At 44.7% G+C, this 24,769-nt stretch carries 23 protein-coding genes and 1 pseudogene; 10 read left to right on the top strand and 14 right to left on the bottom strand.

Annotated features, from left to right (window positions below):
• Nucleotides 1-79: 79 nt before the first annotated feature.
• From M1K58_RS02120 to M1K58_RS02110, 3 genes are all read right to left on the bottom strand, one after another.
• Nucleotides 80-640, bottom strand: coding sequence for a TetR/AcrR family transcriptional regulator (locus tag M1K58_RS02120; RefSeq protein ID WP_256757010.1), 561 nt, complete (start codon nucleotides 638-640; stop codon nucleotides 80-82).
• Nucleotides 641-791: 151 nt separating this feature from the next.
• Complete coding sequence (locus M1K58_RS02115) at nucleotides 792-1,553, bottom strand: SDR family oxidoreductase (RefSeq protein WP_256757009.1); 762 nt, start codon at nucleotides 1,551-1,553, stop codon at nucleotides 792-794.
• A 195-nt stretch (nucleotides 1,554-1,748) separates the two neighbouring features.
• On the bottom strand, nucleotides 1,749-2,342 hold the full coding sequence (locus tag M1K58_RS02110) for a TetR/AcrR family transcriptional regulator (protein WP_256757008.1): 594 nt from the start codon (nucleotides 2,340-2,342) through the stop codon (nucleotides 1,749-1,751).
• 286 nt (nucleotides 2,343-2,628) lie between these two features.
• Here M1K58_RS02110 and M1K58_RS02105 point away from each other — a divergent pair, with 286 nt between their 5' ends.
• Nucleotides 2,629-4,065 carry a DHA2 family efflux MFS transporter permease subunit gene (locus M1K58_RS02105; protein ID WP_256758205.1) on the top strand — a complete coding sequence of 479 codons (1,437 nt, stop codon included), beginning with the start codon at nucleotides 2,629-2,631 and terminating at the stop codon, nucleotides 4,063-4,065.
• Nucleotides 4,066-4,207: 142 nt separating this feature from the next.
• Entirely contained in the window at nucleotides 4,208-5,095 is an 888-nt protein-coding gene (locus M1K58_RS02100; RefSeq protein WP_256757007.1) for an SMP-30/gluconolactonase/LRE family protein, read from the top strand.
• A gap of 219 nt (nucleotides 5,096-5,314) precedes the next feature.
• On the opposite strand, the pseudogene M1K58_RS02095 reads toward M1K58_RS02100, so the two are convergent.
• The 3 genes and pseudogenes from M1K58_RS02095 to M1K58_RS02085 all read right to left on the bottom strand — a co-directional run.
• Nucleotides 5,315-5,401 (bottom strand): annotated as a pseudogene (locus tag M1K58_RS02095) (MarR family transcriptional regulator); the annotation flags it as partial.
• 9 nt (nucleotides 5,402-5,410) lie between these two features.
• A complete protein-coding gene (locus M1K58_RS02090) occupies nucleotides 5,411-5,863 on the bottom strand; it encodes a hypothetical protein (protein ID WP_256757006.1) in 453 nt (150 codons plus the stop codon).
• A 204-nt stretch (nucleotides 5,864-6,067) separates the two neighbouring features.
• Nucleotides 6,068-6,877: a phytanoyl-CoA dioxygenase family protein gene (locus tag M1K58_RS02085; protein ID WP_256757005.1), complete on the bottom strand. Its 810-nt coding sequence runs from the start codon at nucleotides 6,875-6,877 to the stop codon at nucleotides 6,068-6,070.
• Nucleotides 6,878-6,994: 117 nt separating this feature from the next.
• Here M1K58_RS02085 and M1K58_RS02080 point away from each other — a divergent pair, with 117 nt between their 5' ends.
• Nucleotides 6,995-7,912, top strand: coding sequence for an AraC family transcriptional regulator (locus M1K58_RS02080; RefSeq protein WP_256757004.1), 918 nt, complete (start codon nucleotides 6,995-6,997; stop codon nucleotides 7,910-7,912).
• 40 nt (nucleotides 7,913-7,952) lie between these two features.
• Here M1K58_RS02080 and M1K58_RS02075 read toward each other — a convergent pair whose 3' ends face one another.
• Nucleotides 7,953-9,305 carry an aminotransferase-like domain-containing protein gene (locus M1K58_RS02075; RefSeq protein ID WP_256757003.1) on the bottom strand — a complete coding sequence of 451 codons (1,353 nt, stop codon included), beginning with the start codon at nucleotides 9,303-9,305 and terminating at the stop codon, nucleotides 7,953-7,955.
• Between the two features lie 109 nt (nucleotides 9,306-9,414).
• Here M1K58_RS02075 and M1K58_RS02070 point away from each other — a divergent pair, with 109 nt between their 5' ends.
• Together M1K58_RS02070 and M1K58_RS02065 are read left to right on the top strand one after the other, a co-directional pair.
• Entirely contained in the window at nucleotides 9,415-10,338 is a 924-nt protein-coding gene (locus tag M1K58_RS02070; protein ID WP_256757002.1) for a DMT family transporter, read from the top strand.
• Between the two features lie 29 nt (nucleotides 10,339-10,367).
• Nucleotides 10,368-11,270, top strand: a complete 903-nt coding sequence (locus tag M1K58_RS02065; RefSeq protein WP_256757001.1) for a DMT family transporter — start codon at nucleotides 10,368-10,370, stop codon at nucleotides 11,268-11,270.
• 55 nt (nucleotides 11,271-11,325) lie between these two features.
• Here the strand turns inward: M1K58_RS02065 and M1K58_RS02060 are convergent, their stop codons facing one another.
• Entirely contained in the window at nucleotides 11,326-12,573 is a 1,248-nt protein-coding gene (locus M1K58_RS02060; protein WP_256757000.1) for an MFS transporter, read from the bottom strand.
• A 220-nt stretch (nucleotides 12,574-12,793) separates the two neighbouring features.
• Here M1K58_RS02060 and M1K58_RS02055 point away from each other — a divergent pair, with 220 nt between their 5' ends.
• Complete coding sequence (locus tag M1K58_RS02055; RefSeq protein WP_256756999.1) at nucleotides 12,794-13,375, top strand: TetR/AcrR family transcriptional regulator; 582 nt, start codon at nucleotides 12,794-12,796, stop codon at nucleotides 13,373-13,375.
• Between the two features lie 81 nt (nucleotides 13,376-13,456).
• Here the strand turns inward: M1K58_RS02055 and M1K58_RS02050 are convergent, their stop codons facing one another.
• The 3 genes from M1K58_RS02050 to M1K58_RS02040 all read right to left on the bottom strand — a co-directional run bounded on the left by M1K58_RS02050 (nucleotide 13,457) and on the right by M1K58_RS02040 (nucleotide 17,249).
• Nucleotides 13,457-13,801 carry a DUF2178 domain-containing protein gene (locus M1K58_RS02050; RefSeq protein WP_372339089.1) on the bottom strand — a complete coding sequence of 115 codons (345 nt, stop codon included), beginning with the start codon at nucleotides 13,799-13,801 and terminating at the stop codon, nucleotides 13,457-13,459.
• Complete coding sequence (locus M1K58_RS02045; protein WP_060624992.1) at nucleotides 13,794-14,030, bottom strand: helix-turn-helix transcriptional regulator; 237 nt, start codon at nucleotides 14,028-14,030, stop codon at nucleotides 13,794-13,796. The genes M1K58_RS02050 and M1K58_RS02045 overlap by 8 nt, the downstream gene beginning before the upstream one ends.
• A gap of 666 nt (nucleotides 14,031-14,696) precedes the next feature.
• Nucleotides 14,697-17,249, bottom strand: coding sequence for an adenosylcobalamin-dependent ribonucleoside-diphosphate reductase (locus tag M1K58_RS02040; RefSeq protein WP_256758203.1), 2,553 nt, complete (start codon nucleotides 17,247-17,249; stop codon nucleotides 14,697-14,699).
• A gap of 461 nt (nucleotides 17,250-17,710) precedes the next feature.
• On the opposite strand from M1K58_RS02040, the gene M1K58_RS02035 reads away from it, so the two are divergent.
• The 3 genes from M1K58_RS02035 (at nucleotide 17,711) to M1K58_RS02025 (ending at nucleotide 21,363) form a co-directional block, all read left to right on the top strand.
• Nucleotides 17,711-19,381 (top strand): DEAD/DEAH box helicase, encoded by a 1,671-nt coding sequence (locus M1K58_RS02035; RefSeq protein ID WP_256758202.1) that lies wholly within the window; start codon nucleotides 17,711-17,713, stop codon nucleotides 19,379-19,381.
• Nucleotides 19,378-20,262: a YqhG family protein gene (locus tag M1K58_RS02030; protein WP_256756998.1), complete on the top strand. Its 885-nt coding sequence runs from the start codon at nucleotides 19,378-19,380 to the stop codon at nucleotides 20,260-20,262. Before M1K58_RS02035 ends, M1K58_RS02030 begins: the two co-directional genes overlap by 4 nt.
• 189 nt (nucleotides 20,263-20,451) lie before the next feature.
• Nucleotides 20,452-21,363 (top strand): hypothetical protein, encoded by a 912-nt coding sequence (locus M1K58_RS02025; protein WP_256756997.1) that lies wholly within the window; start codon nucleotides 20,452-20,454, stop codon nucleotides 21,361-21,363.
• On the opposite strand, the gene M1K58_RS02020 is transcribed toward M1K58_RS02025, so the two are convergent.
• Nucleotides 21,349-21,597, bottom strand: coding sequence for a YqzE family protein (locus tag M1K58_RS02020; protein WP_256756996.1), 249 nt, complete (start codon nucleotides 21,595-21,597; stop codon nucleotides 21,349-21,351). The genes M1K58_RS02025 and M1K58_RS02020 overlap by 15 nt on opposite strands.
• 152 nt (nucleotides 21,598-21,749) lie before the next feature.
• On the opposite strand from M1K58_RS02020, the gene M1K58_RS02015 reads away from it, so the two are divergent.
• Nucleotides 21,750-22,424: an N-acetylmuramoyl-L-alanine amidase family protein gene (locus M1K58_RS02015; protein WP_256756995.1), complete on the top strand. Its 675-nt coding sequence runs from the start codon at nucleotides 21,750-21,752 to the stop codon at nucleotides 22,422-22,424.
• On the opposite strand, the gene M1K58_RS02010 is transcribed toward M1K58_RS02015, so the two are convergent.
• Complete coding sequence (locus tag M1K58_RS02010) at nucleotides 22,403-23,227, bottom strand: divergent polysaccharide deacetylase family protein (protein WP_256756994.1); 825 nt, start codon at nucleotides 23,225-23,227, stop codon at nucleotides 22,403-22,405. The two genes, M1K58_RS02015 and M1K58_RS02010, sit on opposite strands and share 22 nt — an antisense overlap.
• 169 nt (nucleotides 23,228-23,396) lie before the next feature.
• Complete coding sequence (locus tag M1K58_RS02005) at nucleotides 23,397-24,737, bottom strand: ABC transporter substrate-binding protein (protein ID WP_256756993.1); 1,341 nt, start codon at nucleotides 24,735-24,737, stop codon at nucleotides 23,397-23,399.
• Nucleotides 24,738-24,769: the final 32 nt, after the last annotated feature.

The raw sequence follows: 24,769 nt of genomic DNA, 5'->3' as shown, positions 1-24,769 counted from the left end.
GAGGATGCGAAATTGAACCCGTTTATTTTGTAACGATGTGCTTAAAATAAACCGGTATAAGAATCAACATTGTCACATCCTACTCCTGCATTCTTAACAAATAGGAAAGCTGCTCGTTCATGTATTCCGGGCTATGGGCAAAGCCGACCTCGTTCCATTCGATAAGCATGCCCATGATCGCGTTAGCCTGGTATGCGACCAGCAAAGAAATATTTCTCTCATCGATTGTATAACCCGAAGAGTATTCCTGCATTAAGCTCTTAATCTTCGCGAACAACGAATAATAATAAGACAGCGTCGATTTCTTATCAAACACGATCTCATAAAACGACTGGTATTTCTTTACGTGATGAAAGATCCGAATCGTCGAAGGGTCGAGATGGCTCGGAACTAAATGCTCCACGTGCCGATAAGGCTCGTAATACGAGTCCTCCAAATCCTTCAGCAAATTATGGATATGCTCATCGAATAAAGCCCCAATATCCTTGAAATGCATGTAAAAGGCGCCTCTACTTACGACCGCTTCGCGGCAAAGAGTAGACACGGTGATCGATTCGAGTGATTTGGTTTTCAATAACGTCAAGAGCGCTTGGTGCAGGGCTTTTTTCGTGTTGATAACCCTTAAATCGTTTTCATTCATTCTATCTCTTCCTCGCTTGTTAAGCCGTGCTAATATACGAAATGTATTATATAACGCGATCTGCGAAATGTAAAAAGGTAACAAGAAGTCGGAACTTCTCGTCACCTTTTTAGTCGAACATCTATTTGTTAATACGAAGCTGAAAGCTACTTTAGAAGCCTGCCGTCCAACCGCCGTCCGCAGCGATAACCGCTCCGTTAACGAAACTGGATTCATCGGAAGCTAAGAACAATGCCACTTGCGCGATTTCTTCCGCTTGACCAACGCGAGGAATAACGCCTTGTGTAACCTTTGTTCGTGACGCACCAAACTCATTTACGTTGGTAATCGTCGAAGCAATGTTTGTCATCGTCGCACCCGGCGCGATCGCATTGCAGCGAATGCCTTTTTGTGCGTACATGAATCCCGTGTTTTTAGTGATGCCGATAACTGCATGTTTGGAAGCCGTATACGCTGCGCCCGCATGTGCCCCGCTAAATCCACCCGTCGACGCTGTATTGATAATGACGCCTTTTCCTTTTTCCAAGAAGATTGGAATCGCTTTACGAATGGCGCGCATGACGCCTTTCGTATTCACGTCAAAGATGAGATCCCATTTATCGTCGTTCACGTCGCCTACAGCTGCCATGTTATCCATAATTCCGGCGTTGTTGACTAAAATATCAAGTGTTCCGTATTCATTAACGGCTGTGTCGATCATGGCGTTAATATCATTCAAGTCGGCAACATTCGTTTTTACCGCAATGGCATCGCCGCCGTTAGTACGAATCTCAGCAACAACCGCTTCCGCACCTTCGATGTTCAAGTCCGAGACAATGACTTTAGCTCCTTCTTTTGCATATAACTCAGCAATCGCTTTGCCCATGCCCGATGCGGCGCCGGTTACGACCGCGACTTTACCTTCTAAACGCATAACAGATCCCTCCAAATAGTTAATGAACAGTTGTACAATAAAATTATAGAAAGAATTCAGGTGCGATGTCAACTTGGTTAATGCTAGCTTCTGTACTTCTTAAATGAAATCGACTGACATTGTCTATCATGTCGATAACAATAGACATTTATGTTGAAAATGATAATTAGATTTTACCCCTTATTGGTATCACTTTCACGACTCCTTATGGAAATAATGTCGCATCAAGGAAATTTGTTTGGCCATAAAAAGTGGTGTGTAAGGCATTTCTTTGCGAAGCCACGTGACGATCGTGCCGATCAAGGCAGACGAACCGTACCAGATGGTAATTTCCCGTTTAATGCCTAACTCGTCCAATTGAGCGTCGCTCGTACGCTCCATGTTTTCGGTGATTAGCTTCATCAGAAGCTTTAACAAACGATCGGTAAATACCGTTGTTCTATTCGTAGCAAGAATAACTTTATAGAACCGGGAATGCTCGGCGATATGTTCAAGCAACTTTACCAATAGTGGCCACTCTATCTCCTTGTCGTTGCATAGCTTCGAGTCCGGTGCATAAAGAATCGAAGAAATATCCTCGATCATATCGCCCGCCATCTTATCCATCATATCCGGGATATCCCGATAATGGAGGTAAAACGTGACTCTGTTTATTGTAGCTCGCTCAGCGAGACGATTGACCGATATTTTCTCGACGTCCATTTCCTCGAGTAATTCGACTAAAGCATCTCTTAGCAATCGGCGCGTACGAACAATTCGGGGATCCGTTCGTGTAGTGGAATGATTCATCTCGTTTTGTTCCTCCATTATCTTCTTGCATTACATTTTTTCTCAAAAACGTCGAATATCCTCAACTTGCGCTACATAAATCACATTAATCGTAAACAAATTTACATTTTTCAATAAAATGTAAATTGCAAATTGAATAAATCTGTATAGAATCTATTAAATGCTGCGTTTATTATATTACACTGTGTAAATTAAGTACATCGCAAACTTGAAAGGATGAAGTAGTTTGAGTAACAGTTTGACAGGAAACACAAGTACCATTAAAAAAGGACCGATCTTGTTCATTATGATTTTGGGTGCCTTTCTGGCGACGTTGAATCAGACCGTCATGACCGTTGCCATTCCGGAGCTTATGATCGATTTTGATATTTCTGCGACTACGGCCCAATGGCTGACTACCGGATATATGTTGGTCAATGGTGTCCTCATTCCAATTACCGCCTTCTTGATGCAGCGCTTTACGACAAGAGAGCTTTTTCAAACGTCTATGATTATTTTTCTTGCCGGAACTCTCACGTCGGCCATCGCAACCGGATTCCCCGTCCTACTGACTGGACGCCTCATTCAAGCAGCCGGCGCAGGCATTATTATGCCTTTGCTGATGAATGTGATTCTAACGCTATTCCCTCCGAATAAGCGGGGAGCAGCAATGGGCATGGTCGGATTCGCTATTATTTTCGCACCCGCAATCGGTCCTACTCTTGCCGGTTATATTATGGAAAATTTCGCTTGGGAATTGATGTTCTACGGAATGCTCCCGTTCATTGTAGCGGTAATCATTTTAGCTCATATTTATCTCAAAAACGTTTCGGAAAGAGAATTCCCGAAAATCGATATGCTTAGTGTCGTCCTATCTACTGTTGGTTTCGGCACACTACTCTTCGGGTTCAGCCGCGCCGGCAGCCAAGGCTGGTCGAGCATGGAGGTCCTCGCGTCAATTAGTGCCGGAGTCGTTGCTCTTGGCTTATTCACTTGGCGGCAGCTATCGTCCCACAATCCACTTCTAGATCTTAGGGTTTTCAAATACAACATGTTCTCCTTAACTACCCTAATCAATATCGCGGTAACAATGGTGATGTATGCGGATATGATGCTGCTTCCACTGTATCTCCAGAACGTTCGGGGCTATACCGCCCTGGAATCGGGATTATTGCTATTACCTGGTGCGCTTGTGATGGGCTTCCTGATGCCGGTTGCCGGAAAGTTGTTCGATATGTTCGGAGCGAAATGGCTAGCCATAATCGGCTTGTTAATTACGACTGTCACGACTATAGGCTTTGTCGACTTATCAGATTCGACTAGCTATACGTACCTAGTTCTCATGTCTACGGGTCGACGCATCGGAATGGCTTTACTTCTCATGCCTATCCAAACCGCAGGCTTGAATCAATTGCCTAACAGGTTAAATACGCACGGCACGGCGATTTCTAATACCATTAGACAAGTAGCAGGAGCCGTTGGCACATCGTTGCTAGTTACTGTAATGATTAGTCGTACCCAAACTCACATGCAGAATATGATGACTTCAGCCGGTTCCAGTAGCACCACTAAGGAGCATATGATTTCGGAAGCCACTATCCAAGGGATCAATGACGCTTATATGGTCATCATCGCAATTGGGATCGTCGGCTTACTGCTCTCCTTCTTCATTAAACGTACCGGCCAATCAAAAGAGGAAGATGTGCAAGCTAAAAGGACAGAACTTAAGACTACTGAAGCCTGAGAACAAGTACTGAAAAAGCTGGCCCCGTCGTTATCTACGGGCCAGCTTTTTTTGTTAACTCCCCTTGAGAATCCAACTTTAATCGTGCTATGTTGATCGAAGACTAAACTTTGAATAAATGAATGAAAGCGGGGATATTTACATGCAGGATTCAACGATGAACCTCAAGTTGGTGTGCGATGCGAAGGCGGCTTTAGCTGAAGGACCTGTTTGGGATACCGTTAAAGGTTGTCTATATTGGGTTGATATTTTAGGACAAAAACTTCATATTCACTACCCCAATGAACCTGAATCTGACAAAACCATTGAGTGTACGCCTTATGTCAGTTCAGTTGTTCCAAGACTTTCGGGTGGCTTAGTTATAACCTTGCAAAATGGATTTCATACCTTTGATCCGGATACGAACGAAATCTCATTACTCGCGGAAATGGAGGAAGCTCTTACTGATAATCGTTTTAACGATGGCAAATGCGATCCCGCTGGACGATTTTTGGCGGGAACGATGTCGATGAAAGACAAGCCTTCAAAAGGGGCTTTATACTGCTTGGACACTGATCATTCGGTAAAACCTCTCTTATCAGAAGTTAGTATTTCAAACGGACTAGCCTGGTCTTCGGATAATAAAATCATGTATTATATCGACACACCCACGCAGCAGGTCGTAGCGTTTGACTATGAAATTGAAACCGGTGCAATTAGCGAGCGAAGAGTTGCGGTGGAGATTTCATATCCAGGTTTCCCTGACGGAATGACGATCGACTCGGAAGGGATGATCTGGGTTGCTCACTGGGGCGGTTGGTGTGTAACAAGATGGAATCCATTCACCGGACAACAGTTAGCCTCCATTCCCGTTCCTGCTTCTCAGGTGACATCATGCACTTTCGGCGGTCCAAATCTAGACAAACTATACATTAGTACAGCTCGTATCGGGCTCAGTGAAGATGAGCTTGCTAAACAACCTCACGCTGGTGGAATCTTCTGTGCGGATCTAGGAATCCGAGGAACTCCCGCGATTCCATACCTAGGATAAATAAGATAGACACATTCAACAAGGCTGACTCAGAAGGTCTACTTAGACTCTCTGTGTCAGCCTCATTGCATGAGTTGATAGATCAACCCTTCATTTATAAATCTTAATTGCAGTGAACGATGCGCTGTTAACCTATCTATTTTACAGACTCGCTATCGACTTAGTGCAGTTGTATTTGCGATGTATATGATGAAGTAGCTTCGTGATTTCAATATTTCAGCGTTCTTGAATGATTCCTGGGTTTTCACATATTCGCACAAGGTACAAGTACTGCCCTTTTGTAAGGTCATATTCTTCAAATTCGACACAACCCGCTCAATCCCAATTATTGAATATGATTTCCTCGATCGTCCTCGGTTTCCAGTACTCTGCCTGCTTTTTCTCTACTTCATCTAGTTGTTCGATCTCTTCCACCAACAACTCTTCATCAAGCTCTTCACGACTCAATACTTGATATTGGAACAGCCCCAGACTAGGAAATTGCTCCTCCAGCTCCATGGCCTTCAAATATCCAAATTCACTCTTGGGCGATTCTATTCGGATAGCCGCAAGGGGATAATAAGCATTCAAGAAGAAGCTTAATTGCTGCCCGTTGGTCGAGACTAGGAACCAGTAGTAGTTCTTACCCACGAGATCAATATCCTCCCACTCCACCTTCCCTTTCACAACGGCATGAATAAAGCTTACAAAGCTTTGTCGATCAAGTGGGACTCTTATATTATCCATGGTCGTAAAACCGGTAATTCCTCTCTGAATATGGCTTTTCATTTCTTCCTCCCTGACCTTCTAGGATTATTATCGATAACCGAATGGATACCGTTAGTAAAAAAACTAAACGCATATGTCTCGCTTGGTCTCGCTAAGCCTGCGACTGATATATTATATCATCAACGGAAATGATCACAAAAATGCTGTTCCCAAGTTTCAAATAGGGAACAGCAATTCGTCGAATTAGACGTTCAACAGACGAGGCTATTCTTCGGATTTGGCCAACAAGGGGAAACGCGGACCTGTGATCGGTTGTCCGGCAACGAAACCCAGGCCATCCGTGACCATATGTTCCTTGCCGTTGTATGTGATGCCGTCCGGCATGAAAATAATCGCCAGAACGCGTCGCGGTTTATCCGTCACGTTTGAGTGTGCGTAGTGAAAGGTCAAGCCATTGTGGAACGTACAACTGCCGGCTTTGAGAGGCACGATGACGGGTTTCTGTTTCTCTTCTTTTCCGCCTTCCACATAATCGAATATGTTTTGCGGATTAAGGAAGTCGATTCCGGTCAACTTACCAAAATTGTGGGATTTCGGGACGAATGCCATACACCCATTGTTAACGTCCACGTCGTCGAGCGTGATCCAGATTGACATCATTCCCGCTTGGGCATCGTTGACCGGCCAGTACGGCGTATCTTGGTGCCAGGGTGTCGCTTTAGAATCCTCTGGCATCTTCCATAGACCGTGATCGTGGAAGAATCGAATGCCGCTAGCACCTGTCAGTTCCAAGGCGGATTGTGCGAAACGGGGGTGAAAGCTGTACTTTCCCATTCCGGCGTGATAGCGCCATAAGTTGACCTTCTGATTCAGAACACGGTAATACGAACCACCAATCTGATCTGTAGTTTTGGAATTTTCTCCTTCGGATTGCATCGCTTCCTCTAGATAGACTCGCAGTTCTGCCAATTCCCCTGGTGTCAGCATGCCAACCACCTTTACAAACCCATTTTCCTGATAAAAGTCGATGTGTTCTTGCGTAATTGGCGTTTGCGTTTTCATTGATGTACTCATCCTCTAGTTCCTCCTTGTGTATGTCTTTGACTGTATTATAATAAGGTGGACCACGAATGGCGATGGAGGGATTTCCGTGATATTTGTAAAAAAGTCGAATCTTTCGCGGAGGAGATCATGAGCGAGTTGTTGCGGGTAGATTACCGAACGATTTCTCCTTACGTACGTTACGTGCATGAGGTCGAACTGCCGGCAGGGTGCCAAGTACCCAGGCGCTTTATTTACGATCACGAGCTCATTTACGTCGTGAAGGGAAGTGGGACGGTCCGAATCGAGAATCGCACTTATTCGATTCGTGGAGGGGATCTCGTGCATATTCGGCCGCATCTTGAGAACGAGATGACGGTCGGGGACGATATGCCGATGCAATGCTTCGCCGTACACTTTGATTTCGTTTTTCTAGGGGAAGGAATGGATTTCTCCCCTTATTCGGTTTACTTGGGCAAGAAAGGAGATCATGCGGAGACGGATTCCGAGAGCTGGCTGGGGCAGCGACCTACCGTGGAAGTTGCCGAGCTAGATATTCCAGAGAAGCTGCAGCCTATCGAAGTTCAGCAGTTCTACGAAGTGTTTCGTGAGCTTTGCACCGGATTCGAAGAATCGAGAATGGATTCTTGGCTATGGCTCAAAGCGACGATGCTAAGGTTGATCGGTCTCATCCATCGTGAATTAATGACCAAGGAAGGGGTTAGAATCGATCATTCGCATGCGGAATTGGTGCTTAACGCGATCTCCTATATGGAAGAACATTTCGTCGAACCGATCAGCGCCGGCATACTGGCAAAGAGGGCTTCGCTAACGCCTAAATATTTCGGTACGATTTTCCGACAGGCGACGGGCCAGTCTATCTCTGAGTATTTATTGCGCCTGCGCATAGACGAGGCGAAGCGATTATTGCGACGGAGAAAATGGAACGTCCGGCAAGTTGCAGAGCAGATTGGCATACCCGATCTTTATTATTTCAGCAAGCTTTTCAAACGTGCAGAGGGCATCTCGCCCAAGCGGTACGCTGATTCGGTGTCCAGGCTCGGATAACATCGTTAAAGCGCTACATTTCATCTCTTGCGCAAGCCCTTCACCGATTTACACTGGCTTTTATAGCTTCTGCTACCTTTTCCATTCCTTCGCCGATCAGTTCTGCCGAAATATTGGATACGTTAAGCTTGAGAATCTTCTCTCTTGGGAACTCTGTTAAATAATTTCGATCAGCTGTTTCAATTGCCACGTTTCTTTTCTTGGCATGTAATACAAGTTGATTAAGATTTACCTGTTTATCCAGTGCAATGTGTGTATGCATGACCTGTGTCGGTTGATGGACAGAGACAACGCCCGGCAGTGATTCTCCAATAAATTGTTGTATTGCATCATTCAACGCTTGGGAACGCTTGATATAAGAAGTTTGAATTCTAAATTTATGATGATCGAACATTCCACTTTTCATATAAATTTCTAAAGCCGCTTGCGAAATCATAGGGCTGTCAATATCGATATATTTCTTATATTGATGAAATGCTTGCAACAGCGCAGGGGGTACAACCGCAATACCGACCCGAAGCCCTGGGAACATAATTTTGGAGTAGCTCTTTAGATAGATGACCCGTTCATGTCTGTCATAGGCATAGAGCGGGTCTCTTTTTGTATCCCGATCAAAGTCCGCCAAAAAGTCATCCTCAACAATGTATACATCATATTTCTCCGCAAGCCTTACAATCTCTATCTTTTCTTCTTTCGAATAAGACGTTCCTAGTGGATTATGAAATCGAGGCATCGAATAAAAAAATTTAATGTCTTCCTGTTGAAAGATCTGTTCAAGCCGGTTCAAGTCAATGCCCTGAGCCGATCGCGCAATTCCAATAGCTTCGAGTCCATATTGATTAATGTAATCGATTAGAAGATGGTATCCCGGCTGCTCAACGAGTATTTTCCTTCTCTGATTCGGAAAAGGAATCGACTGCAAAATAAATAGCGCCTGTTGTACACCGGATGTGACCATAATATGCTCTTCTTTTGCGAATACTTGATCATTCTCCAGCTGTCTTTGAACCACCTTAAGCAGAGATGGTAAACCTTTGGACGTACCATAGATAAACAATTCTTGCTGGTACGCATCTATGGCTTTAAGGATACAGTGTTGAAAGTCAGCATAAGGAAACTCGTTCCAATCGGGGGCGGAAGTCGCAAAATCATACACGTTCTTTTTTTCGTCTAATGGCTGAAATGATTTCTTTAATACATAATACCCACTCCGTGGAACTGAGTAGATGACATGCCTTTTCTCAAGCTCCTGTAGCGCCTGAATCACTGTGCTCTTATTACAATGATACTGATTACATAGAGCACGAATAGATGGAAGCTTCTCGCCTTCTTTGTATGTCGAGGATTTAATAGCTTGCTCCAAATCGTAGGAAATCTCATTAAACTTAAACATGATCTTCACCCTTCTGTACCGGTACAGTTGTTGTTTTTTCACATTGTAACAGTGTGCATTGACTCTTACAATGACGATATAAACAAACGACAACATCGGAGGGTTTGCAATGTCAACATCAAAAAAGGCATATGCCGCGGCGTTTCTATACGCTTTGATTATTGGATTATCATTCATGTTTACAAAAGTAGCTCTGACCGCTGCCAGTCCGATCGATACGTTAGCTCATCGGTTCACACTATCCTTACTTGCAGCCTCTATCCCACTCGTGCTGGGAAAAATCAAAATCACGATGAAGCTGAAGGATATGGTTTCCATATTGCCGCTGGCTGTCCTTTATCCTGCATGTTTTTTTGCATTTCAAGCCTTCGGGCTTTCTTATTCTTCTTCCTCTGAAGCAGGAATTATTCAAGCCAGCGTTCCTGTTTTCACTTTAGTGTTAGCCGCAATTTTATTAAAAGAGACTTCGTCTCTTCAACAAAAACTGGCTACCTTCCTATCAACAGCAGGAGTTATCTATATTTTTGCAATGAAGGGCTTCGATCTGGCAGGCTCAAGCTTTCTAGGCTCTATTCTTATTCTCCTATCGGCCTTATCGGCATCTGGTTACAATGTGCTCGCGAGCAAGCTTACCAGGAAATACTCCTTGTACGATCTCACCTATGTCATGCTGCTGATCGGTTTTATTGTTTTTAATTTCGCTGCACTTGTTCAACATCAGACGTCAAATACATTACCCCATTTTTTTCAACCCTTTACTAACACTGACTTTTTGCTTTCCATTATATATTTAGGAGTTCTTTCTTCTCTGGGAACAGCGTTGCTATCCAATTATGCACTATCGATCATGAAGGCCTCACAAATGAGTGTCTTCAGTAATTTAGCTACTTTAATAACCATGGCTGCCGGGGTGTTATTCCTAAATGAGCAGCTTCGATATTTTCATATCATTGGAGCAATTATAATCATCGGCGGAGTCATCGGTACCAATGTTAATTTCAAGAAGGTTAAGCCTGACGTGCGGAGAGAATAATAGATGCAACTCAAGCAGGAGGATTATCTATGCGTTGGACAAATTATATCTTATTACTCGTTATAGGAGTTATCTGGGGTTCTCAATTTTTCTTCGTTAAAATCGTTGTCGATGACATACAACCACTTACATTGGCTGCATATAAGGCACTTTTTGGAGCAGCTACTTTAGGTATATTATCTTTATTCGTTAAAGATCGCCCAAGCCATAACCAGCCCAAAACATCTAAAAAACAGTGGTTATCCTATTTTTGGATTGCGTTGTTGGAAGCGGTGATTCCATTTTTCTTAATCGGGTGGGGGCAACAACGGATCAGCAGCAGTCTGTCATCCATTCTCATGGGGACGATTCCTATTTTCACTATTCTGTTGACAGCGATTTTTGTACCGAAGGAAAAAATAAACGCCTTAAAGTGGATAAGTGTTTTATGTGGATTTATTGGATTACTAATACTCATTGCGCCGGATATCTCATTTACATCAGTGAGTCACGACATATATAGGATATTAGCTATTCTAGGGGCTGCGTTTAGCTTTGCCGGTTCGTTAATCTTAATAAACCGATTGCCCTCTATCTCACCATTAATAGCCATGAGGAATGTGTTGTTAATTGCCGCCGTTCTATTGATTCCTTTGGCTTTTATATTTGAAAGTCCCATGGAAGTAATTTTAAGTTATTCGCAGTGGCTTGCCCTCGTCATTCTTGGTGTTTTTCACGCAGGTATTGTATATATGCTCTACAATCTGCTTATCAATAAATCTGGTCCTATATTTGCTTCGCTCAACAATTACTTGGTTCCCCTTGTCGGGGTCATTCTGGGAATGTTATTCCTTCATGAACATTTAACCTTGACGGATCAAATATCGCTTATCATTATCCTTGTTTCTCTAGGAATAGGCGGGATTAACTTCCGTAAAAGAAAATCAACTTGATTCGCTGTTACATGACTGATTAGCTGCTTGGTATGTCGAACATGGTACACCAGCATTATTTCGACTCAACAACCCGTGAGCGGAGAGTCAATGCCCAAAATAGGAGGGCCAAAGTACTGACAGCAGCACCCAGCAGGCATACGCCTTTCCAGCCGGCGAATGCGTAGATACTGGTCGAAGCGATGGAACCAGTGGCGCTGCCTATGGAATAGAAAATCATGTAGCCGGCGGTAAGCCGACTGCGTGCCTCAGGGCGAGAGTCAAAGATTAAGCTCTGGTTTGTGACATGTACGGCTTGCACTGCTAGATCGAGGAGGATAATTCCAACGACCAATGCGAACAGTGATTGTTCGGTATAGCTGATTGGTAGCCATGATACCAGCAATAGAATTAGCGCGACGCCAGTCGTTCTCTGTCCTAAACCTCGATCGGCGAGCCGTCCGGCCCGAGCTGCCGCTAGCGCTCCAGCAACGCCAGCGAGACCAAAAGCTCCAATTACGGTATGAGAAAGCGACAGCGGTGGGCTGCTTAGAGGCAGTACCAGCGAAGTCCACAATATGCTGAATGCGGTGAAAATCAGCATAGCCAGTATGGCGCGAATGCGTAAGATTCGTTCTTGCATGAACAACGCAAGCACTGAATGAAGAAGCTGTGGATAGGTAAGTGATACTTTTTCGCGTTCATCATGCGGCAGCACCCGGAACAACGCGCCAGCCATGACGAGCATCAACGCTGAGGAGACGAAATAAACCGAACGCCAACCAGCGAGATCGGTCAATACGCCAGCGAAGGATCGCGCAAGCAGAATGCCGATCACGACTCCGCTTGTCACCAAACCGACTATACGTCCGCGCTCGACTGGAGCAGCCAAAGTCGCCGCGAATGCCACGAGTATCTGAGTCACTACAGCGAGCAGTCCGACCGCAGCCATGCCTATGAGCAGTACCGTTCCGGTGGTTGCGATGCCAACTACGATTAGAGCCAACACGGATAATAGCATTAGACCAGGAATCAGACGACGCCGATTTAGCAGATCACCAAGTGGTACAAGCATCAAAAGTCCCAGTGCATAACAAATCTGAGTAATGGTAATGACAATACCTACGGATGAATGAGCAAGACCAAATTCGCTCGCCAGCGCGTCCAGTAGTGGTTGCGCGTAGTAGATATTGGCGACAGCAAGCCCACAGGAGGTTGCGAACAACAGAGCTACAAAGCGAGACATTCTAGTAACTGGAACAGATTCGGATACGATAAACGCCTCTTCGGTAATGACTACCGCTTTTTCTTCGAGTTTTTCCACTTTTGACACACCTCTCTTCTTATAATCCTTTATTTACCAAGCATAATACTGTACCGATCGGTATGTTATAACGCCACATAAACATAATCCACAACATCTCATAATGTCAAGGATATATCAACTAACATGATGTCGATATAAAACTGCAATTTGACAGCAGATCCTTTAATGGATAGAATCATAACATACTGATCGATACAGAAAAAAAAGAGGTGTTATCATGGCTCGGCAACGGGAATTTAATGTGGATAAAGCATTAGACGCAGCTATGCAAATATTTTGGGAGAAGGGATTCGAAGCTACCTCTTTAAGCGATCTAACATCCAGAATGGGCATTCAACGGCCAAGCATGTACTCAGCCTTTGGAGATAAGAAAGAACTTTTCGAAGCCGCCCTTCGGAAATATACAACCTCCCACTCTTCCAATATCCGAGCTAAGCTTCAGAATCGTTTATCCGTAAAAGAAGGGTTTCGCACTTTTTTTGAGGGTATTGTGGCAGATGGATATTCAGATATTAACAATCGGGGTTGCTTTTGCATCAATACGATGGTTGAGCTTGCACCTCATGATGAGAAATTTGAAATCCTTACAAGGGAACATCAGATGTATCTATCAGCCATATTTCATGAAGCGATTGAACGAGGTCTTCAAGCAGGTGAGCTTAAAACGGATATAAATGCAAAAGCATTAGCTCAAACTCTAGTTGTATCCTTGATCGGACTTACCGTGATGATGAAGTCCCGTCCTGAACGGACATTTGTAGATCATTCAGTAGAGGTAATACTATCACTGATTAAGTAGATGTTGGGTACTTCCCATCTTCCATGATTCAACAAAAAAGAGACCCCGAAGGGTCTATTTCTGTAAGTTTTCGTTCTTTAGTTAAAAAAAGTCTTTTTTATATCGAACTGCTAGATAGATTGCTGAAGCAAGGAATGCAAGAGAATATTTATATAAGAAGAAAATCTGCCACATATATTCTTTCGGGAAAATCACGTCGCATAAGATTACTACACATAACACTAAAAGGGCACTAGTTAAAGATATTTGTTTTGTTCTTTCATCAGCTTTACCCATTTTTTTGTGTAGTACGTATGTTAGAATAGCTCCGACAAAAACCAATACAAAACCGCTAACAATTAAAATATTCCAATTTCCTTGTGATTGTTCAGCCCAAGACTTTAACGGGTTAAAAATAGCGTTAGAGATATCAGAAAAATTAATCACTATGATCACTTCCTTTCTCATAAGTAAAAATATCGTTTACATCAACATTAAAAAATTCGGCAATTCGAAAGGCTAACAGCAGTGTCGGAACATAATTTCCTTTTTCCATGACGAAAATGGTTTGTTTGGAAACCCCGACTTTCTCTGCTAATTCTTGCTGAGACATTCTGGCAAGTACGCGATATTCATAAACCTTATTTGATATCGAATCACCAAAATCTTTCTTCATGACCATCACCTCATGAATCAAATTATAAACCGACCTTTTATAAAAGTAAAGTATACTTATGCAAAACGATTAAATTACTTTATTTTATCTTAGATTACTTTGAATTAACAAGAGCCAGAATACAGAAAGAACCTAACGAAATTCATGATTCCGTCAGGTTCACATATCGATCTAGAGTAATTTATGATTTTTGATGGTGTATTTTATGATATTCAGTTGTGCAAAAAACGGTTAGAGTGGTGTAGTCGGGTGATAATATTCAGCCAAGATTGATTAGAAATCCTCTTACGGCCGATAAAGAGAAAATCTACTACGATGGACTTGTCGTAGTTGTTTTTGTTTATCGATGGGGATTTATTAAACCACCAAAAAAGAACACACGCTCGTAATCTGTGTCGAACCTTCAAATAAAGGTAGTACTTCATATGCCCCCCCCCCCCAATATTTTATTTCAAAAAAAAGCACTCCAATGATAGCCAGTTCGGCGATCATTGGAGTGCTTCTCCCATATAATTTAATTTCTAAATATATGCAGGATAACATATTCATATCAATTCTATGATGGGCTTGTGTATCAATTTAGTTATAGTCCGGCAGTGTATTTACTCCAACAGACGATACACCTAATATCACAGCGGAGATAACACTGCTTTAGTACACTTACCCCTACGAGCACTTACTATAGCCACAGTTCCCACAAGTTTTACATCCCTCTACATTCAGCAACGATGCTGATCCGCAGGATGGGCAAAGGTCTTTCGACGTGTAAGCCATCTTAAATGTTTCTGTATTGCTATTTGCCGCGATTGGCGTTTCGGCTGCTGCTGCATGCTCGTGATCAACGATGCCGGCATGGGATTCTAACGCTTGAGCTACCGCGTCTGCGATAGACTCGACACGATTCGGGCCGAAGCCGACTGCACCGGAGCCACCAATACCTTTCAGATGCTTCACGAGAAGCTGGACTTTGTTTCCATGATCCCCATAACGCAGGAACAGAGAGCACACACGACCAAGAGCTTCCGCCATAGCGAATACGTCTGAACCCGCCTTACCAACGTTCAAGAAGATTTCTCCTGGAATACCGTCGATATCGTTAACCGTGATATACGCCATACCGAAAGGCGTATTATATTTGTAAGTCGCGCCACGAAGAATTTTTGGACGGCTCTTATATTGTTTGTCGAACACTTGCTTCTGCTCAGGAGTCACACTAACGTTGAGAGCCGCACTTAGTGTTTCTGCTGGGCTTTCTTCCACTGCTGGAGCATCAGTTACGGCTTCCGCCTTCTTCTCATCCTTAGCTGTGCTAAGAACTTGAACATCACGGCTACCATCCCGATAGATGGTCACGCCTTTACAACCAAGCTCGAATGCCATCTCGTACAGCTCAGCTGTCTCTTCGACTGTGAAGTCGGCAGGGCAGTTAGCCGTCTTGGAAATGGAGCTATCCACCCAACGCTGAATAGCGGCTTGTGCACGAATGTGATCCTTCGCGGATAAATCCATCGAAGTAACAAACCATTCCGGAAGCTCTTTACCCGGATTCGCTTCTTGCCATTCCTGAGCGATCGGAACCAATTGCTTGTCATAACCCAATCGGCTTTGACGGAAAAATTCAAACGCGAAGTAGGGTTCGATTCCCGTTGATGTACCAACCATTGTCCCTGTAGAGCCCGTAGGCGCTTGGGTAATAACGGTAACATTGCGCATACCTCGCTTGCTAATCGCTTCTCCGACTTCTGGGAACTCTTCAACCATATTTTTCATGAATCCGCTTTGCATGAAAGGCTCCAGATCGAATGCTGGGAAAGAACCTTTTTCAGCTGCGAGTTCAGTGGATGCAAGATAAGCTTCGCGAGCCATAAAGCCGTATAGTTTGTCTAGGAACTCCATGCTTTCCGGACTGCCGTAACGAACTTCCAAACGGATCATCAATTCAGCAAGACCCATCGTACCGAGACCTACGCGGCGCTCATTCTGCTGGTTCTTCTTATTCTCAGGGAAATGATAAGGTGTCTTATCGATTACATTATCTAGGAAACGAGTCGAGTAACGAACGACTCGGGACAACTCATCCCAAGCCACATCATGTTTGTCCGCATCATAGAACTTTGATAAGTTGACCGCAGATAAGTTACACACGCCCCATGCTGGGAGCCCTTGCTCGCCACACGGATTCGTACAAATAATCGGGTTAAAATACCAGCTATTCGACATCTGGTTGTAGTATTCCATGAATACTACGCCCGGCTCTGCAGACTTCCAAGCTCCATCAATGATGCTCTTCCATACATCGCGAGCGCGAACTGTACGGTAGAGAGTGACTTGCTTGCCAAGCTTCTTCCACTTATCCAAGTCGCCGTCCCATAGGGAGTCATAATCTGGATCCTTGGAGTCCGGGAATACGAGGTCCCAATCTGCATCCTCTTTGACGGCTTTCATGAATGCGTTACTCACACATACAGAAAGGTTCGCGTTCGTCACTTGACCCATCGTCTGCTTAACCGTAATGAAATCCTCAACGTCAGGATGCCAGTCGTTGATCATAAGCATTAACGCTCCACGACGGCTTCCGCCTTGTTCGATCAATCCGGTCGTGTAGCTGAACAATCCACCCCATGAAACTGCACCGCTGGACGAACCATTAACGCCTTTGACAATCGCACGACGAGGACGCAACGAGGACAAGTTAATGCCAACTCCGCCGCCACGCGCCATGATTTCAGTCATCTCAGACAACGTCTGCATAATTCCGCCACGACTATCATGAGGCGATGGGATAACGTAGCAATTGAAGAGTGTCAGCTCTTCACTTGCGCCAGCACCTGCTGCAATCCGACCACCCGGAACTAGCTTCCAATCATCGAGCAACCAGCGGAATTTCTCTTCCCATTCCTTCTGCTTCTCGGGGGAATCTTCCACGGACGACATCGCACCTGCGAGCCGTGTCCACATTTCCTCAGGTGTTTTCTCAATAGTTAACGTCAGCTTCTCAACGGTTGATTGTACTAACTCTCCGTTACGTAGCTTAACGGTTACATTCTGACCTTCACGTTTAACAACTTCTCCAACATCTTTAGCGGGAAACTTAGGATCATCCTTTGTGAGTACGAGGACTACATCCCCAACCTTTGTTTCATTCGTATCGGCATTTTTCCAAGCATAACGATCCAAAAATATTTTCTCGCTAAGTCCTTCTAACCTTCTAGTCTGCATCGTTTTCAATCCGTCACAGCCTCCTAAATTTAAGAGTATAAAACGTATTTCATCCGGCTCGCAGCACTTTTAATATATGTAAACAGTACAATATGTTGTGTGCGTTTACCATTATACTACACCACATCTGGTGCATCCATAGGACAATAAGCATATAAATCGAAAACAGGCGAAAATGGGAGAAAGCTCTCAAAAAAGGTGAGCTAAGCCTACTTTTTTTACTCTTGTTTTGAATTGTTCTGGATTGCTCATACTAAGGGAGAAACACTTATCCATTCCAGAACATTACCCTGCGAAACTTCACTCATTCTTATTCAGAGGATCAAGTTATCGCCCAGGAGGACCTACTTTTGCAGATCCCGTTCCCTTCTCCCGCCGACACTTCAACGAGTGTCGTTTCACCCTCCATTCCAGGCAGCTCCTCTGACCCAGCGCCACGTAAACTTCATCCCTTTGTTGAGATGCATGTTGAACGTAGTGCTTTCGAAGATCTGGAACGCCGCGTAGAACGTAATGGCTCATGGGACGATTGGACCTTATATCAGCTAGCGTTGGAAGCCGAGGAAGCATCACTTGTAACCGACTTCCACGCCCTACAGTGTCTCGCCTTATTACCGCATTTTGAACCCTTGCCCCATCAAGTTGACACGGCACGCAAAGTGCTCCATGAAATGCGAGGACGCGCGATACTAGCCGATGAGGTGGGTCTGGGCAAGACGATCGAAGCCGGACTAATCCTGAAGGAATATCTTATTCGCGGCCTCGTTAAGAAGGTGCTCATCCTCGTTCCCGCTTCATTGGTATTGCAATGGGTTCGAGAGCTAAACAGCAAATTCGACATTCCTGCAATCGCACAGAGAAAAACCTATATGTGGGATAACGACATCGTAGTCGCCTCCATGGATACGGCCAAGCGTGATCCGAATCGCACTATCCTGCTAGATTACGAATTTGACCTGATCATCGTCGACGAAGCCCATAAGCTGAAGAACAAACGAACAGGCAACTATCAGTTTATTAATGAGCTTCGCAAAAAATATTGTCTCCTACTCACTGCGACGCCGGTTCAGAATGACTTGTCTGAGCTATATAACCTCATTACGTTGCTCAAGCCTGGTCAACTCGGAGGTGAAGGCGACTTCGCCGCGAACTTCGTCGCTGATCGTAGAATCCCTAAGAACGAGAGCAAGCTACATGAAGCTCTTGGTCAAGTCATGATACGCAATCGTCGCAGTGATGGCGGAGTCGAATTCACGAAGCGCATCGTAACGAACGTCCCGCTTCGACTCTCACCTGAGGAAATGGCTCTGTATCAAGGCGTTACCGACTATGTCCGCAAACATGCGACCGCAGAGATGGGTGATTTAACAAGCATGCTGTCACTCGTAACGCTACAGCGCGAGGTTTGCTCTAGTCGAGATGCCGTATTTATCACCCTCATTAATCTGTTCAAGAAGACGACGGAGGACTCTCCACTACGTGCTCGTATATGGGAGCTGGTCGAGCTGATCCGCAGCATTAAAGCGAACACAAAAGCGGAGAAAACGATGGAGCTTGTCCAGCAAATGAACGACAAGGTCATTATTTTCACAGAATATCGGGCGACTCAGGAATATTTGCTTAAGTTTTTCAAAGAACACGATATAACAGCCGTCCCTTACCGTGGCGGAATGAACCGCGGGAAGAAAGACTGGATGATGGATCTCTTTCGCCGAAAAGCACAGGTAATGATCGCAACCGAAGCCGGTGGAGAAGGAATTAATCTCCAATTTTGCCATCATGTCATCAACTTCGACCTTCCGTGGAACCCAATGCGAGTTGAACAACGGATTGGTCGCGTCCATCGCTTAGGTCAAACAGATGATGTACAAATCTTTAATTTGTGTACCCTTGGGACAATCGAAGAACATATCGTACACCTGCTCCATGAGAAAATCAATATGTTTGAATTGGTTATTGGCGAGCTAGATGATATCATCCAACACCTCGAAAAAGAGGAATCTCTGGAGCGTCGTTTAGCTAAAATGGTGCTGGAATCCACGGATGGCGAGCAATTACGCCAGCGCATTGACGGGCTTGGGGATACTTTGCTAGCAACAAAAAATCAAATCCATCGGGAGAATAAGCCATGAATACCAAACAAGTCCATAAATTCGTTACCTCCTATTTGGATTCCATGGGCTGCCATTTTATAGAAAAGAGTCCAAGCAGCGTTACAGTGAAGCTATCACCTGATGCGGATCGGGCTTTAACGAACCGCCCTTACTATTGGAGCTTCGTTGATCGAACCGGTGCTGAACCGGAAACGATGACTTATCGTTGGTCCTTCGAGAACCCTTCCATGGCGGATAGAGCAGCAGCTTCTCCTATCTCTTATGTGATGACCGAATCAGGAAGAATCGTGCAGGAGGATGTCTATTTCGGCTCCAGACGTCTTCTCCAGCTGTTCGAGGCCTCCCATCAGGGGGGGCGTTGCGTTACGTTATTCGAAGAACCCTTACGTGGTAGAAGTGATCCCCTTGGCTCACAGCCGTATACGGCATGGCTAGGGGTCAACTTCAAAGTCAGCTATGAATGCGACATGAAACGCGAGGAGTTATATGGATGGGGAATCTCACTTGCTACGGGATTTATCGACGAGAAGTTTATGGAAACGCTGAAGCTGAAGAGACTAACTCCCCGCCTCCCATCTAATGTTCATATTTTGCGCAATGGCATCTCCCTTCGCAAAGGGATGTCCCAGTTGGAGCTGACATTGGAGCGTAAGCTCAAAAATGTCGACTTCACTTGGGCCGTAGAAGCGGAACAACGTCGACAAGATGAGCTTGAGCGAATTCGGCTCTATTATCAACCGATGCTCGAAGCAATGACTCATGAGGATCAGAAGGCACAGAAAGAGGAGCAGACCGCGCGTTACTTGCAAAGAGAAGCTGAGATTGATTGGCAATACCGCCCTAGAGTATCCATGTCCGTCATGAATTGCGGAATTTTTCACCTTCCCGGTATCCACTAGATACCGAGAAGTGGAATTACGCGATTAATCGGCAAAAATAGAACAAATGAGCCTACTATCTGTTGACAGGTTGTAACAGTCTCGGCATAGCTTGTCCATTACAATAAGAACGAACAAGCATTCGTTTTTCCATTTGTAGCAGCTCAATCCCATATATTACACCACTATCAAACAATCGCAGGAGGTACTATGTCACTTCTTCCTCATCGACCAAGACCAAAGCAGCGAATCCGTTCGCTCCTTCTCGTTACATTTGTTGCTCTGTATATGGGAGTTATCCCCACGCAGGCATTCGCCGCTGCAGCTCAGCCAGCTACAAACCCACACCCTTCTAAGCTCGAGCAGCAGGTTCAGGAGTGGGTGGCTAAGCTGTCAGAGCAGAAGCTGTTTCAAGCATGGCAAACTGCCGATCCGCAAATTGAAGCGCTCGGCCCTGGTACGCATAGCTGGCTTGTATTGTTCACTAAAGAAGGCAAAGATATCGGCTACATGGTCGTCAATGCAGTAACAGATGGCTCCTTCCAGCTTGGAGAATACGGCGTCGGGCCTTTTTCCCTTTTCTCCCAGCAGCGTTTAAGACAATCGTTGATCGACGGGGGTTTTATTCCTTCGGAAAAGCAGTTTCAACATTTGACTACCATCAAGCATTACGTCCACCCCTTCGCTACCGCTTGGGAAGTGACGATAGGTGATGAAACCCTTTGGTTTGATGCCAAAACAGCGGAACAGTTACCGGTGGATAGTGGAGGATGGAATAAAATGTTTCCTGCAACTCTGCCCGCTAATCCGGGAACAGATGTAAGCTCACAAATCGTTAATCTAGCTCTAAATGAGGAGTTTGATGCCTACGAGAAGCTTCCATGGCTCACCAAAGAGGCGCCTTTCTCCGTGAAAGACGTCAAAAAGCTGCAGAAAAGGTTGGATACCAAGCTGCATCTGCGATATGTAACTGAACCGTTCGGAGATGCCATGCTGTACGCAGTACCGATTATTGGTTACCAGCGTTGGTCGAACGGCCGTATGGATCTAGCAATAGATATGCTGGGAACTCGATTTATTCCCTTGGATGCCTTAGTAAACAAAGGACTATTTTATCGATAACTGGTCATCTATGCTCGCTGAACGCACCTCAGGGTGTGTTCTTTTCTTTTTATCCGTTCGATTCCCCCACCACATCATCAATCCCATTGGAGCTACTCCGAACCATCTCGTTAACCACGGCTCGCGGCTAAGTTTCTTGTTCTGCTTTTCTTCTTCCTCTTCGGTCTGACTGGGACTATCCATATAGCTAACGACTCGTTCAGTCACATACTTCAAATATTCAGAGCTATCCATCTTTAATCCCCTCCTTAGCAATAGCATGCCCTGAAAGTGAATTCTACAACCATTCGCTTGATTAGAACACATCTGTTCCTTTGCTTGTATGAGGAAGGTCGATTTGTGCCACGATAACAGAAGTGAAAAAAGAAGTAATGGAGGTTGAGCCATTGTCTCGGGTTATGTTAATGTTCTGTGCCCTATTATTGCTTACCGGCTGGAGATCAGAGTATGAACCTACACATATTAAGCGCGCGCTACCGAGTGCAGATGTGCTCATAGATGCTGGCCATGGAGGAATTGATGGCGGAACCCATTGGAATAATGTGCTGGAGAAGGATATTAATTTAGCAATCTCACGCAAACTATATTTACTGCTCCGTAGCAAAGGATTGAAGGTTGTACTTAATCGCACTGGAGATTATGCGCTTAGCGACGACAACCGTTGGCATATAACACGCTCCAGACATCGGCGGGACTTATCACAGCGGCGAGGCTTGTCCGAAGAGATTGGGGGATCAATGTTCGTTAGCATCCATGTGAACTGGTCTTCTAAGGGCAATCGAAGAGGACCACTTGTTATCCACCAGAACGATGGTCGTAGTACTTTGCTTGCAGGCTTTATTCAGAACAGCTTGAACCAACAGCAAGGGAAATCTCGTCTCCCCCAAATGGCTGACAAGTTTTACTTGCTTAACCGTGTGCAAGCACCAAGCGTAATTGTGGAGACGGCTTTCCTGAATGATCCAGATGATCGGGCAATGCTCACCTCTATTCCCGGACAGAATCGGATAGCCGCCGCCATCGCAAACGGAATTATGAGTTATCTTTCCTTCAGCCCTTGAACAAACGGTTCCGGCATAGGAAGTAACTGAGTGAGAGGAACGAATGTCGCTTTACTTTGCAAATCTGGAATGGCGCTCTTCAGTACACCAGAGGTAAATAAACCTGGAGCCCCGACATGGCCGATAACGATGCAGCGCTCATTCTGAGTGAGAAATTTTTTCACCACATCAATTTGATGTAAAACATGATTCTGCGTATATACATCATCCAGAAATACATCATTGTGTAAGGCGACAATTCCTACTTCCTTCGCTACCTTCGGAATAACCGTTCGATAAGAGGTCCGACTGTCGAGGAAAAATAACCCTTTCTCTTTGCACACCTGCAGCACGACTCGCATCACACGATTATCCGCAGTCGCTTTGGAGCCCATATGGTTGTTCATCCCTATAGCATGGGGAACCTCTGCAATGGCTGCTTCTACGCGCTTACGGATTTCTTCGTCTGTTAAGTCCGTTGTGATCGAGCCAGGTCCAAGCCAGCTTTTCAAGCCCCTAATCGGCTCCATAGGAAGGTGTACGATAACGTCATGCCCTTTCAGATGCGCTGCCTCCGCATCCTTCTTCGTCGTTGGCAGGAATGGCATAACCGCCACTGTCAGCTTAATCGGAAGATTTAGCATCTGTTCCGTACCCTTCATTCCATTGCCGAAATCATCGATGACAACGGCGATTTGTCGGGATGGCTTGTGTGCATGTTGAGTGTCAGGAGCAGCTGCCTGTACAGTTATTCCTCCGAGAAGGGTACCTAAGCTCAGGAATATAGCTATTTTTTTTAGACTTGTGCGGCTTGCGATTTTCATCCTTTGTATGCCTCCATTACCGTCTGTGAACTGATTACGGGATTGATTAACGTTAAGTATTGGTCACATTGGAAAAATTTATGTATAACAAAGAAAAGCTGTCGCTGAAAGGTCATTTCCGACCTTACGCGACAGCCCCACTTAAATAGATTAGTTAAGACCTGTTGATTTAGTAGCCCAGTGCTGATCTTGCCTTTTTCCATTTTGCATTGAGTTCGTCATATGCTTTTTGCAAATCTTTAGCGACAATCAGATCTTGCGTTGTTTTACCCACGTAGAGATCTATTTCAGCCTTGTTGGCAATTTCATTGAATTTCGGATCAGTAGCTATTTCTTCTAAAAATGTCGGGTTGAATGAATTGAACTCAGCCAATTGCGGAACTTTAGGCTCTTGAGATTTATCAACTGGCATGAAGCCTTGCGCATCAACATAACCAGATTCTTTAACGAAGAACTCAACCCACGCGAAAGCAAGTTCTTTGTTTTTACTATTCTTGCTTACACCCATCATGTAGTCGGAACCCAGTGGAGCATTGTATTTACCACTATTGTCGTATGGCAATGGGAAGAAACCGATATCCTCTGAAGCAGCACCCGCACCGATAATTTGTGGAATTACCCAGTTACCAAGGAAGTACATTGCAGCTTTACCAGAAGCAATTTCGCCTTTAGACATCTCCCAGTTGTTTGTAGCCAAATCTTTTTCTACATACCCTTTTTGTACCAGCGTGCGAGCAATGGTAATGAGTGTACCCCAAGCATTATCTACCTGCCAAGGAGTGTCACTTGTTACAAATTGATCAAACCACTTCATATCTCCAGCAACATATTTAACGGAGCCTTCTGCCCAGTTCCCGATTGGCCATTGTGCGCCATAGTTCATGTACAAAGGAATAATTCCAGCGGCTTTCAATTTTTCACAAGCAGCATAGAATTCGTCCAAGGTAGTAGGTACTTTGTCAACGCCAGCTTGCGCAAACGCCTTCTTGTTATAAACAATACCTTGTGTGTTCACACCTGTCGAAAGACCATAACGTTTGCCTTCGTAAGCTTTGAAATCTGCGAAATAAACATTTTCGAACATCGAATCGGGAAGAGGCTCGTAATAATTGCCTGCTTCACTGTTAGGTAAGCTGGAGTCGATCATGTTTACGTCCCCTGCTTCGCCTGTGGTCAAACGAACCTTAATATCGTTAGCATAGTTAGTCATACCTTCAAACTCTAGTTCAGCGTTCGGGTACTTCGCTTTGAATGCTTCTGCGTATTTATCCATCGTGCCATCATCAATCAAATCTGTGCGATGAGTCAGAATTTTTAATTTGCCGCTTAGCTCAGCTGCTGCCGGGCTCTCGCTTGGACTCTCACTCGCAGTACCACTAGCCTCAGGAGAAGGTGATACCGATGCTGAAGTAGATGGTGAAGAGCCTTCGTTGTTGTTTTTGCCACCGCATGCGGCAAGCAATGTAATAGACATGATCATTGTTAATGCAAGAAGCAATGTTTTTTTCATCTTTGATTTACCCCCATAGCTTATTTTGGGCG

This window comes from Cohnella sp. WQ 127256, from assembly GCF_024519285.1.
Taxonomy (GTDB): Bacteria; Bacillota; Bacilli; order Paenibacillales; family Paenibacillaceae; genus Cohnella.
The sequence above is the reverse complement of the archived record's forward strand: the minus strand, read 5'-3'. Positions and strand labels throughout refer to the sequence as shown.

Excerpts from the sequence above, each read along its gene's own strand:
- M1K58_RS02080 (WP_256757004.1), top strand. The coding sequence starts at position 6,995 with ATGAGCGAGTTGTTGCGGGTAGATTACCGAACGATTTCTCCTTACGTA.
- M1K58_RS02065 (WP_256757001.1), top strand. The coding sequence starts at position 10,368 with ATGCGTTGGACAAATTATATCTTATTACTCGTTATAGGAGTTATCTGG.
- M1K58_RS02010 (WP_256756994.1), bottom strand. The coding sequence starts at position 23,227 with ATGAAAATCGCAAGCCGCACAAGTCTAAAAAAAATAGCTATATTCCTG.
- M1K58_RS02090 (WP_256757006.1), bottom strand. The coding sequence starts at position 5,863 with ATGAAAAGCCATATTCAGAGAGGAATTACCGGTTTTACGACCATGGAT.
- M1K58_RS02115 (WP_256757009.1), bottom strand. The coding sequence starts at position 1,553 with ATGCGTTTAGAAGGTAAAGTCGCGGTCGTAACCGGCGCCGCATCGGGC.
- M1K58_RS02110 (WP_256757008.1), bottom strand. The coding sequence starts at position 2,342 with ATGAATCATTCCACTACACGAACGGATCCCCGAATTGTTCGTACGCGC.
- M1K58_RS02040 (WP_256758203.1), bottom strand. The coding sequence starts at position 17,249 with ATGCAGACTAGAAGGTTAGAAGGACTTAGCGAGAAAATATTTTTGGAT.
- M1K58_RS02105 (WP_256758205.1), top strand. The coding sequence starts at position 2,629 with ATGATTTTGGGTGCCTTTCTGGCGACGTTGAATCAGACCGTCATGACC.
- M1K58_RS02045 (WP_060624992.1), bottom strand. The coding sequence starts at position 14,030 with ATGAAGAAAGATTTTGGTGATTCGATATCAAATAAGGTTTATGAATAT.
- M1K58_RS02030 (WP_256756998.1), top strand. The coding sequence starts at position 19,378 with ATGAATACCAAACAAGTCCATAAATTCGTTACCTCCTATTTGGATTCC.
- M1K58_RS02070 (WP_256757002.1), top strand. The coding sequence starts at position 9,415 with ATGTCAACATCAAAAAAGGCATATGCCGCGGCGTTTCTATACGCTTTG.
- M1K58_RS02085 (WP_256757005.1), bottom strand. The coding sequence starts at position 6,877 with ATGAGTACATCAATGAAAACGCAAACGCCAATTACGCAAGAACACATC.
- M1K58_RS02025 (WP_256756997.1), top strand. The coding sequence starts at position 20,452 with ATGTCACTTCTTCCTCATCGACCAAGACCAAAGCAGCGAATCCGTTCG.
- M1K58_RS02020 (WP_256756996.1), bottom strand. The coding sequence starts at position 21,597 with ATGGATAGCTCTGAATATTTGAAGTATGTGACTGAACGAGTCGTTAGC.
- M1K58_RS02035 (WP_256758202.1), top strand. The coding sequence starts at position 17,711 with ATGCATGTTGAACGTAGTGCTTTCGAAGATCTGGAACGCCGCGTAGAA.
- M1K58_RS02100 (WP_256757007.1), top strand. The coding sequence starts at position 4,208 with ATGCAGGATTCAACGATGAACCTCAAGTTGGTGTGCGATGCGAAGGCG.
- M1K58_RS02005 (WP_256756993.1), bottom strand. The coding sequence starts at position 24,737 with ATGAAAAAAACATTGCTTCTTGCATTAACAATGATCATGTCTATTACA.
- M1K58_RS02075 (WP_256757003.1), bottom strand. The coding sequence starts at position 9,305 with ATGTTTAAGTTTAATGAGATTTCCTACGATTTGGAGCAAGCTATTAAA.
- M1K58_RS02120 (WP_256757010.1), bottom strand. The coding sequence starts at position 640 with ATGAATGAAAACGATTTAAGGGTTATCAACACGAAAAAAGCCCTGCAC.
- M1K58_RS02055 (WP_256756999.1), top strand. The coding sequence starts at position 12,794 with ATGGCTCGGCAACGGGAATTTAATGTGGATAAAGCATTAGACGCAGCT.